The following is a 13,273-nucleotide window of genomic DNA, read 5'->3' as shown; positions in this document are numbered from 1 at the left end:
TTTCACTTTTTGAATGGGATTCTATTTCTGTTTCAGTTCACCTGCCGCTCTGTCCAAGGCTTGTTTTGGCGTCTTTTGCTGAGATTTGAGCGCGTCGAATAATACGCTTCTGTTGACAAGGTCTGAAGCCTTGGCAAAATCCTCATGTAAATAAATCGGATTGATTTCATCCTTGATATCGAGCAGCACAGAAAAAATGCCTGTTCCGTTTTGGAAGTAATCCGTGTATTGGTTTTTCTCTTTCAATTCCTTGGAGCTCCAGACATCCCAGCGAAGCGGATCGAACCCGAGCACACTCCAAAGCTTTTTGTTTCCTTCTTCAGAACCCTTCGCAAAGGCGAGAAACTCTTTCGCTAATTCGACATGTTTGGCCTGCTTTGGCACAACGGTGGCTGTGCCGCCCAAACCCGCTGAACGGTCGCCTCCTTCTTTCCATGCCGGAAGCGGCCGAATGGCAATCTTCCCTTTCAGATCAGGCATATAATCTATGAATCTTCCCATATACCAAATCGGCATCAGAACAGAAGCCGCTCCGCCTTGGTTCATAAAACCGTAATATTCTTCACTGTGATGCCCGCCGCCTGGTGCAGCGATCATTGTTTTATCATTAATCATGTCTTTTAAATACTGAAGCGTTTTTACGTTGGTGTCATTATTCAGGATCAGCTTTCCATTTTTATCAAAATACCCTGAGTTTTGCTGTGAAATCATTGATAAAAATGTTGCTGAATCATTTGTTTCCACCGTTCCCATTGGCTTTCCGGTCGCTTTGCGCACTTTCTGTCCGGCTTTGCGGTAATCATCCCATGTTTTAATATCATCCGGGTTGATGCCGGCTTTTTTCATAATATCCATGTTATAGAACATAACTGTCGTTCCTACATGAGTATCCAGCCCGTATAGCTTGCCGTTTTTGCTGTACAACGTAAGACGCGCCTCTACGAATTTATCCCGGTCCTTTTCAATAAGCGGGGACAAATCGGCAAGCGGCACATCGGTGCCCTTCAGAAAGTTTGAAAACCGGGCCAATTCTACATCTGCAATGTCAGGCACGCCTTCCCCGGCGATTAAGGAAATCGACAGATTATCGTGCATTTGGCCATACGGATAGACGACCGTATTCAGTTTAATTTGACGGTCAGGATATTTCTTGTTCCACTCTTTCACCATTTCCACATAAAACTGCTCATGAAGTCCGTTAAATGTCCAAAAAGTCAGCTCCGTTTCACCCGGTTTACCGGATGACCGTTCCGCTGAACACCCAGCGATAAATAATGTCAAAACCATCATGAGCGCAAGAAAACAGACAGTCATCTTTTTCATCTATGTTACCCCTTCCATTCGAGGTGCGGGCTATTCATAAAGACCATGATTGACAAGCGTTTTGTTTTCATTGATGAGCCTTAATCCGGTGCAGCGGTCTCTTAAGGTGTGTGCGTGTCTGAAGGCATTTTTGACGGAATCATGCCCGACACCGATTTCGTCAAAATACGCAGGGCCTCCGGCAGATTTCAGCCAGCCGGCCAGCTTTTTTCCTTCCGGCAGCGTTTCATAAGCCGATTGAATGACTTCCCGCTGACGCGGAGAAAATTCGTTCAGCCCTTCGGCTTGGATCAGCTTTCTGTACGTGTCAGTCAATAAAACGGCCGCACAGCCCACTTTTGCCCCATGGAGAATCTGAGGCCGTTTTTTCTCCATTAATTCCATCTCAATCCAATGGGAAATATGATGCTCCCCTCCTGAAGCAGGACGGGAATGATCCAAAGCCAGCATGACAAGTCCTGATACAATCAAGGACTCCATCAGGACCCGGATGCCCGTTTCCGTTTTCATCGCAATGTCTTCAGCGTTTTCGATACAGGCATCAAGTGCTTCTTGTACGAGCTTTGCGCCTGTTGATGAATATGGCTCACCAGCGAGCTGATGAGAAATGTTCCAATCAGCCAGAGACGTCATTTTGCCTAGCATATCCCCAAATCCAGCCGCCACCATAGGCTGCGGCGCCGATTTTAAGATGTCAAGATCAGCAAACAGCGCGGACGGGGCCTTCGTTTGGATGGTGGTTTTCGTACCGTATAAAATAATGGGCGCACCGGCTGATGTAAATCCGTCAACGGATGGGGCGGTCGGATAAGAAATAAACGGCAGCCCCCTCTGGAAGGCGGCAAAACGCACAATATCATGGATAGTCCCCGAACCGACTGCGATCATGATATCTGTTGATTTTTTCGTATGGACCAGCACATGAATGAGTGACCGTTCATCTGCCGCCACATCTCCCGCTTCATTTTCCGGAATGATCAGACACTCCGCCTGAAGCCCTTCCTTTATCAAGCGATCTTCTAACTCGATCCCCGCTATACGGTGCGTATTCCGATCACAGACAAGGACGATACGCTGATCATTCTTTCTTTTTACATAATCCAACAACCGATCGGCTGCTTGTTTTTCTAGAACAATTTCTTCTACTTCTACAGGAAATGTCATCTCCCCCGCGTGTTCAAAAGCACGCTGAACGTCAGCTGCGATATGATTCATAGCAGAATCCCCTCCTCAGCCAGTTTGGTTACATCCTTAATCGACTCCAGTACATAATCCGGCGTATACAAACGCTGTTCACCCGGTTTCGCTGAACCAGTCAGCACTAAAGCGCTCTTCATGCCATACAGCTTTCCCGTTGCGATATCAGATTCAATGCTGTCCCCTATAATCATACATTCATGTGCAGAAAGCCCCAGCGCAGTACAGGCAGCCTCCGCCATCAGCCACGACGGCTTTCCGACGACAAGCTCCGTCTTCGCCTGAGCAGAAGCTTCTATCGCCCCAATCATTCCAGCGACGTCGATGGCATTCCCGTCCTCATTAGGAAAATAGCGGTCTTTGTTCGTGGCAATTATACGAGCGCCTGCGGCGGCCGCTTTAAAGGCTTGATTCAAGTCTTCGTAGGTGAGTGTTTCATGAAGCGAGATGACAAGCCAATCCGCCTCCTTCGGTTCATCTGCTGTCTGGACGCCTGCCAGCCTCAGTTCGTCAATCAAGCCCTGTTCTCCAAGCACCCATACCTTTGAAAAACGATAGTTCCTTTTTAAAAAGGCTGCTGTCACACTTGATGACAGGACAATTTCGTTTACATCTGCATCTATTCCGGCACCAAGCAGTTTTTTTCTGCACATGGCACGGGAGATATTTCCCCGGTTGCTCAAAAAGACGATTTTCTTTCCCATATTTCGAAGTGTACTGATGGCTTCTCTTGCTCCATCGATCAGTTCGTTTCCTCTGAATACGGTACCGTCCAAGTCAATCAGAAAACCGGCCGGTGATACTGCGGGATTATGACTGGCCATAATACGCATTTGCTCCGTGTTTTCGATAAAAGTGCTTTTCGTGGAGAACAGTATTGATCGGGTTGACATTCTTGTTCAGCATCATAGAGTGATACGCCATTTCCGCAACCGTTTCTAACACCACCGCGTTATGAATGGCGTTTAAGGCATCTGTGCCCCAGCAGAACGGGCCGTGGTTATTAACGAGCACGCCCGGCACCTGCTCGTATTTATGATGCTGAAAGGTCTCCGCGATCACTTTGCCTGTATTCAGTTCGTAGTCATGAATGATTTCTTCATCGTACATTTCACGTGTACACGGAATCGCACTGTCGAAATAATCGGCATGTGTCGTGCCTAAAGGGGGTATGTCCCTTCCGGCTTGCGCCCAGCTTGTCGCCCATTGAGAATGGGTATGGACAATCCCGCCGATATTTGGAAACGCGTTATACAAATAAACATGAGTGGGTGTATCAGAAGAAGGTTTGAGCGAGCCTTCTACGACCTCACCTTCCAAATTCAAAACAACCAAGTCATCGGCTGTCAGCTCGCTGTATTCGACTCCGCTCGGTTTAATGACGATTAACTCTTTTTCACGGTCAATACCGCTCACATTTCCCCACGTAAAGGTCACCAGCTGATGCTCTTGAAGCTTCAGGTTGGCAGCCAGCACCTCTTTTTTTAACGTTTCAAGCATGCTCATCACCCTTTATGAATTCTTTTGTGCGGCAGATGAAAATTGAAGATTTTTTATCGTTTTCAGACGCTTCATGACATGATTCTCTTTTCCGAAATATTGAACCAGCTCTTTATATTCAGCGTATAGCTTTTCATATACGGAGGCATGCTCAGCATTTGGCGTATATGAAATATCTTTCAGTTTCCCCATGTGCGCCGCTGCCTCTGTGACGTCATCATAGCCGCCGTTTTCTTTACCGGCCGCAAGCGCGCCGAAAATGGCAGATCCTAAGGCAGGGGCTTGCGGTGAACCTGAGATTTTAATATCCATGTTTGTGACATCCGCATAAATCTGCATGACAAACGGGTTTTTCTCAGCAATACCGCCAGCTGCGTAAAGTTCTTCAATTGGCACTCCGCTTTCTCTAAATGTTTCAATAATCATCCTTGTGCCGTATGCTGTTGCTTCAACTAACGCACGGTAAAGCTCTTCGGGTTTCGTCAGCAGCGTCATGCCAAGCAGCATCCCCGTTAGATCAGCATCAACAAGAGTTGAACGGTTTCCATTCCACCAATCCAGGGCAAGGAGGCCGCTCTCACCCGGTGCCTGCATGTTTGCCTTCTCGCTCAGTAGCTCGTGAATGCTGACATTTTTTTTCTCCGCTTCGTCTTTATAGGCTTGCGGGACACACGTTTTCACGAACCATTCAAAATGATCGCCCACACAGGACTGTCCGGCTTCATACCCCGCAAATCCCGGAAGGATGCCGTTGTCCACAACCCCGCACATGCCGGGCACAATGTTTACCTCGTCTCCTAAGAGTACGTGGCATGTTGAGGTTCCCATAATCATCAGCATTTTTCCTGGTTCTGTGATACCGACAGCCGGAACAGAAACATGAGCGTCAACATTCGCAACAGCAACTGCTGTGCCCGGAAGGAGACCGGTCAGCTGTGCCATTTTTTCCGTCAGCCCGCCTGCTTTTTCCCCTACTGAGTGAATCGATCCCGCTAACTTATCTTTTGTAATCGTTTTCATTGCAGGGTGAAGTTTTTCAAAGAAATTCTCTGAAGGATATCCCGCTTTTTCACTCCAAATCGCTTTATAACCAGCTGTGCAGTTGCTTCGCTTCAGCGAGCCGCACAGCTGATACACGATCCAGTCAGCTGCTTCGATCATCCGATCAGCTGCTTCATAAATGTGCGGCGCTTCTTCGGCAATCTGCATCACCTTCGGAATCATCCATTCTGATGAAATCTTTCCTCCGTAGCGCTGTAAAAAAGCTTCTCCTTCTTCTTCGGCGATTTGATTGAGCCGATCAGCATGCTTTTGGGCGGCATGATGCTTCCAAAGCTTCACATAGCTGTGCGGCTCCTCTTCAAATTCCGGCAGCATACATAATGGCTGTCCTTCACTGTCGACAGGCAAGATCGTACATGCCGTAAAATCAATTCCGATCCCGATGATCTCTTTTGGATCAACACCAGTCTGTTCAAGTAATGATGGAATCGTTGTTTCCAAGACTTCCAGATAATCTGCCGGATGCTGAAGCGCCCAGTCCCGCGGCAGCTTTTGACCCGTTTTGGGAAGGACGGTATCAATGACGGCGTGTGGATATTCTTTGACAGCCGCCGCCAGCTCTTCTCCAGTTTTGACGTGAACGAGCACCGCTCTTCCTGATAATGTTCCGAAATCAACACCTATTGTGTAAGCCAAGTGACATCCTCCTCTCTACTTTTGAAGCCTGTAAAGCGCCTCGTTCCATTTCAATTCATGTTTCAGCTTGTGAATCGATGTATCGCGAGAAATCAAGATACTTTCAACCCCCGCCATTTCCGCCCAATCCATCAATTGCTCCGCTGTCAATTCGTAAGACAAGCAGGTATGGTGTGCGCCGCCGGCTAAAATCCATGCCTCTGCCGCTGTTTTTAATGAAGGCTCAGGCTTCCAGAGAACGCGGGCGACAGGCAGATTCGGCATATCTTTCTCGATTTCCTGTCCGTTTACCTCATTGAGCACGAGACGGAAACGCCCTCCGATATCAACCAGACTCGCTTGAATGGCTGATCCGCTGATGCCATTGAATACAAACCGCGCCGGGTCATCCTTGCCTCCGATAGACAGCGGATGTACTTCAATTTTCGGCTGATCCAAAGCAACTGTCGGGCACACCTCAAGCATGTGTGAGCCAAGAATCATTTCATTTCCAGGTTCAAAATGGTACGTATAGTCTTCCATGAAGGACGTTCTTTTACCTTCAGCCATGATTTTCATCATCCGGACGAGAGCAGCCGTCTTCCAATCACCTTCTCCGGCGAACCCGTAGCCTTTTTCCATCAGCCTCTGAACGGCCAGCCCAGGCAGCTGTTTCATTCCGTGCAGCACTTCAAATGAAGTCGTAAAAGCCGTGTATCCGCCTTGTTCAAGAAAAGCGGTTAGACCAAGTTCAATTTTCGCCTGTTCTTTAATGGACGCTATCTTTGCTACGTCTCGTTTCGTTTCCTCGCTGATGACATAAAGCTTGTCATACTCTGCATAAAGTGTTTCGACCTCATCGTCAGAAATTCCATTCATCACTTCGACAAGATCCCCGATGCCATAGCCGTCAACCTGCCAGCCGAACTGGATATGCGCTCCCACCTTGTCTCCGTCCGTTACTGCAACATGGCGCATGTTATCTCCGAATCTGGCAACCTTGATATGTCTGCTTTCATTTAACGCAGCCGCCGTATTCATCCACTGAGAAATTTCTTTCTTTACCTCTTCATCATCCCAATAGCCCGCGACAACTTTACGGCTCAGCCCCATACGAGAATTGATGTACCCGTACTCGCGGTCGCCATGTGCGGATTGGTTGCTGTTCATAAAATCCATGTCAATCGTACCCCATGGAATATCGCGATTATATTGAGTATGCAGATGCATAAGCGGTTTTTGATAAGAGGAAAGGCCTTCTATCCACATTTTTGCAGGAGAAAATGTGTGCATCCATGTAATAATACCGGCGCATGTCTCACTGTACTCCGCTTCTCTTAACAGCTGTCTGATGGTTTCCGAGGAAGTTACAACAGGTTTATGCTTAATTTTATATCTGGAAGAAATGCCGCTAAGCCCCTCACAAATGCTTTTTGCATGCTGGTCTACCAGCTGCAGCGTTTCTTCTCCGTATAGATGCTGGCTTCCTGTTACAAACCAGAATTCATAATCTCTTGTCTGAAGCATGTTAACTGCCCCTTTCTTATAAAATAAAACGCTTCCAATTCTAAATTGATAGATACGTACTAATAAACAAAAACTAGTGAATTATCATTAATTTGTACGAACAACTTCATTATAGTAATTCAGTAGGATACTGTCAATCTTTTCTTTTAAAAAAAGCCAGGTGTTCACCCGGCTTATCAGTTTAATAGGACGGCCAGCCCGAACTCCAATTCAAATCATTGATTAGTAGCTTGGGAATGCCGTTATCTTTCGCGTCATAGGCATGGCGCACAAGTATGTTTCCATTTACAATATCCTGACCTCCAGGCCCTTTCCATTGATCATTGCCGGAATCTAAGATGGTGCCCCCTCCTTCCAGCATGCTTTTTCCGCTTTTATCAAGATAAGGCCCTGTTATGCTTTTAGATCTCCCATAAGCAATTTTGTACGTACTATTTACCCCGTCACAGCATTTATCAAATGAAACCATTAAATAGTAGTAACCATTTTGATACGTGAGGGTAGGAGCCTCCAGCGCTCCGCTATTACTCGGTCTCGACGCAATGGAATAAAGCGATCCGGTAGGCTTCATCGTATTCTTATCCAGCTTGGTCAGCTTGATTCCGCTCCAAAATGAGCCGAACGCAAGCCACGGATTGCCATCCTTGTCAAAGGTGAGTTCCGGGTCGATGGCGTTATAATTATCGGAGCTCGTCGACCGGATCACCAGGCCTTCGTCTTTCCAGCTTCCCGAGCTGATGCTTGTTGAAGAAGCAAGGCCTATGGCAGAGACATTTTTTCCGAAAGAAGAAACTGAATAATACAGCCAGTACTTTCCGTTATAATATTGAATGTCCGGTGCCCACTGGTTTTGGCCGTAATTCGGCACATAAGTGGACCACCATGATAAAGGTGTGCTGAAAATCGATTTTTGCACGGTCCAATTTTTAGCATCCGACGATTTGAGAACCCGCAGCCCCCTTTCTTCCGTAAGGCCTGTTCCAAACGCGTACCACGAGCTTCCCTCTTTGATCATCGTTGGATCATGAAGCAGTTCATTAGATGCTCCCCAAAATGCAGCGGATGCCGGAGAAGCGGAAGTCAATAACAAACCCGCCGTCAGAGCAGCACTCGAAAAGTGAAAGAACCGTTTCCATGCTTTTTTCTTTTTCAATTTTTTCAAACCTCCCTTATTTTAGAAAGCGCTTACAAATTGTGAAATTGAATCCTCCTTTCCTTACAAATGAGCTGCATCTCGTACGTGATCAGGTTCAGGAATTTTTCGGTATCTCCTTTATTGTAGTCACTCCACCAAAATTTGTACAGACAAAAAAATAGAATCCGCCTCACAAGGCGGATTCTTCCGTATCTTTATTGGTACGTAATATCGTCAACCGTTTGCCGATCTAACTTCTTAATGACTTCGGTGATTAATTTTACCGCATTTTCATAATCGTCACGATGCAGCATGGCAGCGTGCGTATGAATGTATCGTGTTGCAATGGTAATGGACAGCGCCGGAACACCGTTTGCCGTCAAATGAATGGACCCGGAATCAGTTCCTCCGCCGGCGATCGCATCAAATTGATATGGAATGCCTGCTTCTTCTGCTGTATTGACAACTAAGTCACGAAGTCCTTTGTGGGAGACCATAGATGCATCGTACAGAATAATCTGCGGCCCTTCTCCCATTTTGCTTTGCGCTTCCTTCTCAGAAATCCCTGGCGTATCTCCGGCTATTCCTACATCAACACCGAAAGCAATATCAGGCTGTATCGTGTGCGCAGAGGTCTTCGCTCCTCTTAGGCCAACTTCTTCTTGGACAGTTCCAACGCCATACACAACGTTTGGATGATCTGTGTCTTTTAAATTCCTCAAAACATCAATGGCGATCGCACAGCCTATACGGTTGTCCCACGCCTTTGCTAAAAGAAATTTTTCATTGTTCATGACCGTGAATTCAAAATGCGGAACGATCATATCACCTGGGAGTACGCCCCATTCCAATGCTTCCTCACGGCTTGAAGCCCCAATATCAACGAACATCTCTTTGATATCGACCGGTTTTTTTCTCGCTTCAGCAGATAAAATGTGCGGTGGCTTAGATCCGATAACACCTGTGACCTCTCCCTTTTTCGTCACGATGGTGACACGCTGAGCCAGCATGACTTGAGACCACCAGCCGCCGACAGTTTGAAAACGGATAAAGCCTTTATCGGTGATTTGTGTCACCATAAAGCCGACTTCGTCCAAATGCCCGGCAATCATAATTTTCGGACCGTTTTCTGCACCTGTTTTTTTCGCAATTAAACTGCCAAGCCGGTCAGTTGTCACTTCATCAGCAAATGGTTCTATGTATGATTTCATCACTTGCCTGACTTCTCTTTCATTTCCCGGAATGCCTTTTGCATCAGTTAATTCCTTCAGCATGGTTAACGTTTCATCCAATTTTGCCATGATTCCAAAAACCTCCTTCATCTGTCCTGCATTATTATTATACAAAACCTGACGGCAACCATACGACTATTTCACTTAAAAAGCGGGTATATCTTTTTTAACAAACTTCTTTTAGAAAAAGTGAAACCTTTTTCTATGCTCTACGTATTACATCAGATCATCACAATGAGGGAGGTGCCTTCACACAATGTTTATCATGGTTCTCCGGATTTTATTGCTTGCTCTATTTGCTTACTGTATTTATGCCTTGGTCAAATATGTCGCAAATCCAAAGAGAAGACTGAAGCTGGCCCAATCAAAAGAACTTTTTTATATTATCGATGAACAGAACAATACCCGAAAGAACTTTCAATTGACGTATAAAGGCGTGCTTTTTGAAGGAGAAAAGCATATTCCTTCCAAGGATCATCCATTGTTCATCCACACCATCTTTGTATGGACGGAGTCTCCTGAGAAGCTAAAAAACTTTTCCGCAAAAGATTTTGAGAATATTGAAGAAAAAGTACTGGAACGATATCCGGATTGTAAAATTGACTGGGATCTGCCCATTAAACTTGCAAAAAAAGCAGAAGAGCGGTAAACGCTTTTCTGCTTTTTTATAAATCAAACGGACTGTAATAGATGCCGATCAACACCGCTTCAATCACCAAAAGAAACGGCACACCGTATTGAAATGATGCGTGCTTCGTTTTATGTCTGAAGGTCTGCATGCCGAGCCAGACACCAAGCGCTCCAAACACGATGGCGATCAGCCACAGCCGGTTTTCAGAAATTCTCCATTTGTGGCGCTGCGCTCTTCGTTTATCTGCGCCCATCACCCAAAAACCGCACAGATTGATCAGAACTAGATATACAGCAATTATCATGTTGCCTCATCCTTTATATAAAAAAGCCGCTCTCTAAGAGCGGCTCTATATCATTATTTGTTTAATTGAGCTTTAGCAGCATCAGCAAGCTGATTGAATGCAGTAAGATCGTTTACAGCAAGATCAGCAAGCATTTTACGGTTTACTTCGATACCAGAAAGCTTAAGACCGTGCATTAAACGGCTGTAAGAAAGACCGTTCATGCGAGCAGCTGCGTTGATACGAGTGATCCAAAGCTTACGGAAATCACGTTTTTTCTGACGACGGTCACGGAAAGCATAGTTTCCAGATTTCATGACCTGCTGGTTAGCTACTTTGTATAATGTATGTTTTGAACCGAAATAACCTTTTGCTAATTTAAGAACCTTTTTACGACGCTTACGTGTAACAGTTCCGCCTTTTACTCTTGGCATTAAATTTCCCTCCTAATTGTTCCTTGTCCGATTACTTGATGTTAGCAAGCATTTGTTTGATACGTTTGAAGTCTCCTGCACTTACAACAGCACTCTTGCGAAGCTTACGCTTTTGCTTTTGAGATTTGTTGGCGAATAAGTGACTTGTGTATGCATGAGAACGTTTTAACTTCCCAGAACCTGTCTTTTTAAAACGTTTAGCAGATCCGCGGTGAGTTTTCATTTTTGGCATGGGATTTCCTCCTTATTGCTTTTCGTTTTTCGGCGCGAGCATTAAGAACATGCTGCGGCCGTCCATTTTTGGTTTTGTTTCGACTGTCGCAACCTCAGCACATGCTTCAGAAAAACGGTCTAGTACACGCTGGCCGATTTCTTTATGAGTGATTGCGCGTCCTTTAAAGCGGATAGAAGCTTTCACTTTATCGCCTTTTTCAAGGAATTTAATCGCATTGCGCAACTTCGTGTTAAAGTCGTGCTCATCGATTGTCGGGCTTAATCTAACTTCTTTTAAGTTAATGATTTTTTGATTTTTGCGTGCTTCTTTGTCCTTTTTCTGCTGCTCGAATCTGAACTTTCCGTAGTCCATGATGCGGCAGACAGGCGGTTTTGCATTTGCTGCAACTAACACAAGGTCAAGATTTGCGCGGCCGGCTATTTCAAGTGCTTCCTGACGGGACTTGATTCCAAGCTGGTCGCCATTTTGTCCGATTAAGCGGACCTCACGTGCACGGATACCCTCATTAACCAATTGATCTTTGCTAATAATGAGCCACCTCCATAGTTTCTTCGAATTGATTCACAACTCTTTTGACTGCATTCTGCAGGCAAACAAAAAGTGCGGGCATTATAAAACACCCACACTACGAACATCTGTATCAATAAAAATGTACGGTCAACCTGCCAACTACATGAATGTGTCAATCAGGTGAGAAGCGGGTGCTTCTGCTTGTGATTTATATTCAATTCAATAACTATTCTACACAATGCCGGATGTTTAGTCAAGGATGACTTATCCGGAACAACTTTCTCATTGTAACATGGGTTATTTATGAGTGCAAGAGAGAAAAAGAAAATCTTTTATTCTTATCCAGAATGCAGTGTTCTGAACCCTCCTGCCAATCATGAAGAATTTTGTTAAACAGCATCGGCTGAGCCAGCGGCGCTCCATGGCAGTTCCCTGGAAACATAGCGTTCTCGAATTTTCATTCATCTTTGCGATTTCAGCTGCGATGCTTACATCACTTTTCTTTCTTTTTCCCCGACTGTCACCAGCAGGCTGGCACTGGTTTGTCTGAGCGAATCGGGTATCGTACATGTCATATTAGTATTTGATAAAGCGTACCTGCGCTCATTTGACTGCTTACTTTATAGTATGTTTCGAATCGGCTGGCATGAAGATAAAGCATTTTTGTCTGAGTCTGGAAAAGATCAAAACGGCGCCACAAATGTTGAAAATAGCTGATTTGATCTTCCCGCATCCAGCCGCTGACACCCCCGCCATAAATAAAAATCAGAAGTTGCGGATGCTCTGCACCAGATTCTGTTATATGAAGATCAATATACTACCCCATCCTTCTCCTTATTTCGCAGTTTATCAAAAACCACATATAGGAAAAAACGCTAAACAAAGTGAACCTCATACTAAAAAAGCCGATATAAGAACCAGAAGGGAGTCCGACACATGAACAAACCGATTCAGCTTACTCTATTTTTGACATTGATAGTAACCGGCTGCTCCAATAGCAACAGCATATCTTCAGAGCCAAAAGAAGAGACTGTTATCACAGCCGCAGCGTTTCATGAAAACAAGCTGGAGAAAGAGCTGAAAAACCTAAAACCCGTTTCATTGAAAATGGTGAATCCGCTCGCAACTGAATTAGGAAAGGTGAAGGCGAAGGAAGAAGCAGAGAAACAAAGGCAAATCGCTGCAGCGAAAAAACGTGAAAAAGAGCAGAGAGCGAAACGAAAGAAACAACAGGAGGAAGAAGCGGAACGGCAACGATTGGCACGGGCTGCAGCAGAGAGACAGCGAGCAGAAAGACAAGCTGAGCTTGAAAGGCAGCGTCAGGCAGCACTCCAAAAACAGCAGGAAGCGAACGCCGAAAAAAAACGGCAAGCCCAGGCACAGCGTCAGCAGAATGAGGCATCCTCATCTAACAGCCAAAATGCGCCATCTTCACCGAGCCAGACAGATGATGCCATTCAACAGCCGGCTTCAGAGCTTCCTGATGACGACGGCTATGGTTATGAAGAACGAAAAAAGTGGCATGACGATCAAGTGGAATGGGGCATTAAACAGGGATATATCGATCCGGAAGACGCACCATAAAATAG

At 45.6% G+C, this 13,273-nt stretch carries 14 protein-coding genes and 1 other annotated feature; of the genes, 2 read left to right on the top strand and 12 right to left on the bottom strand.

Annotation, left to right across the window (positions count from 1 at the left end; all coding sequences use genetic code 11):
* Positions 1 to 21: 21 nt before the first annotated feature.
* From H7F27_RS06760 to H7F27_RS06725, 8 genes are all read right to left on the bottom strand, one after another.
* Entirely contained in the window at positions 22 to 1,323 is a 1,302-nt protein-coding gene (locus H7F27_RS06760; RefSeq protein WP_024122424.1) for an arabinooligosaccharides ABC transporter substrate-binding protein AraN, read from the bottom strand.
* 30 nt (positions 1,324 to 1,353) lie between these two features.
* Positions 1,354 to 2,538: a sn-glycerol-1-phosphate dehydrogenase gene (egsA, locus tag H7F27_RS06755; RefSeq protein WP_185848729.1), complete on the bottom strand. Its 1,185-nt coding sequence runs from the start codon at positions 2,536 to 2,538 to the stop codon at positions 1,354 to 1,356.
* Positions 2,535 to 3,353 (bottom strand): sugar-phosphatase AraL, encoded by an 819-nt coding sequence (locus H7F27_RS06750; protein WP_101860150.1) that lies wholly within the window; start codon positions 3,351 to 3,353, stop codon positions 2,535 to 2,537. Before H7F27_RS06750 ends, egsA begins: the two co-directional genes overlap by 4 nt.
* Positions 3,331 to 4,020: an L-ribulose-5-phosphate 4-epimerase gene (gene araD / locus H7F27_RS06745; RefSeq protein WP_024122427.1), complete on the bottom strand. Its 690-nt coding sequence runs from the start codon at positions 4,018 to 4,020 to the stop codon at positions 3,331 to 3,333. Before araD ends, H7F27_RS06750 begins: the two co-directional genes overlap by 23 nt.
* A 12-nt stretch (positions 4,021 to 4,032) precedes the next feature.
* On the bottom strand, positions 4,033 to 5,718 hold the full coding sequence (gene araB / locus H7F27_RS06740; RefSeq protein ID WP_101860149.1) for a ribulokinase: 1,686 nt from the start codon (positions 5,716 to 5,718) through the stop codon (positions 4,033 to 4,035).
* 15 nt (positions 5,719 to 5,733) lie between these two features.
* On the bottom strand, positions 5,734 to 7,224 hold the full coding sequence (araA, locus tag H7F27_RS06735; RefSeq protein WP_101860148.1) for an L-arabinose isomerase: 1,491 nt from the start codon (positions 7,222 to 7,224) through the stop codon (positions 5,734 to 5,736).
* Positions 7,225 to 7,405: 181 nt separating this feature from the next.
* Positions 7,406 to 8,377, bottom strand: coding sequence for an arabinan endo-1,5-alpha-L-arabinosidase AbnA (abnA, locus tag H7F27_RS06730; RefSeq protein WP_101860147.1), 972 nt, complete (start codon positions 8,375 to 8,377; stop codon positions 7,406 to 7,408).
* Positions 8,378 to 8,574: 197 nt separating this feature from the next.
* Entirely contained in the window at positions 8,575 to 9,660 is a 1,086-nt protein-coding gene (locus H7F27_RS06725) for a M42 family metallopeptidase (RefSeq protein WP_024122431.1), read from the bottom strand.
* 187 nt (positions 9,661 to 9,847) lie between these two features.
* Between H7F27_RS06725 and ysdB the strand changes: the two genes are divergently transcribed.
* On the top strand, positions 9,848 to 10,240 hold the full coding sequence (gene ysdB / locus H7F27_RS06720) for a sigma W pathway protein YsdB (RefSeq protein ID WP_024122432.1): 393 nt from the start codon (positions 9,848 to 9,850) through the stop codon (positions 10,238 to 10,240).
* Between the two features lie 16 nt (positions 10,241 to 10,256).
* On the opposite strand, the gene H7F27_RS06715 is transcribed toward ysdB, so the two are convergent.
* The 4 genes from H7F27_RS06715 to infC are packed head-to-tail and all read right to left on the bottom strand — an operon-like array spanning position 10,257 to position 11,705.
* Complete coding sequence (locus H7F27_RS06715; RefSeq protein WP_024122433.1) at positions 10,257 to 10,526, bottom strand: DUF1294 domain-containing protein; 270 nt, start codon at positions 10,524 to 10,526, stop codon at positions 10,257 to 10,259.
* Positions 10,527 to 10,579: 53 nt separating this feature from the next.
* Entirely contained in the window at positions 10,580 to 10,939 is a 360-nt protein-coding gene (gene rplT / locus H7F27_RS06710) for a 50S ribosomal protein L20 (protein WP_003222420.1), read from the bottom strand.
* Between the two features lie 31 nt (positions 10,940 to 10,970).
* Positions 10,971 to 11,171, bottom strand: a complete 201-nt coding sequence (gene rpmI / locus H7F27_RS06705; protein ID WP_003222418.1) for a 50S ribosomal protein L35 — start codon at positions 11,169 to 11,171, stop codon at positions 10,971 to 10,973.
* A 12-nt stretch (positions 11,172 to 11,183) separates the two neighbouring features.
* A complete protein-coding gene (gene infC / locus H7F27_RS06700; RefSeq protein WP_071543361.1) occupies positions 11,184 to 11,705 on the bottom strand; it encodes a translation initiation factor IF-3 in 522 nt (173 codons plus the stop codon).
* A gap of 57 nt (positions 11,706 to 11,762) precedes the next feature.
* Positions 11,763 to 11,893 (bottom strand) — a sequence feature (ribosomal protein L20 leader region).
* A gap of 727 nt (positions 11,894 to 12,620) precedes the next feature.
* Here infC and H7F27_RS06695 point away from each other — a divergent pair.
* Positions 12,621 to 13,268 (top strand): hypothetical protein, encoded by a 648-nt coding sequence (locus H7F27_RS06695; protein ID WP_151174426.1) that lies wholly within the window; start codon positions 12,621 to 12,623, stop codon positions 13,266 to 13,268.
* Positions 13,269 to 13,273: the final 5 nt, after the last annotated feature.

This window comes from Bacillus sp. PAMC26543 (genome assembly GCF_014250375.1).
Taxonomy (GTDB): domain Bacteria; phylum Bacillota; class Bacilli; order Bacillales; family Bacillaceae; genus Bacillus; species Bacillus halotolerans.
The sequence above is the reverse complement of the archived record's forward strand: the minus strand, read 5'-3'. Positions and strand labels throughout refer to the sequence as shown.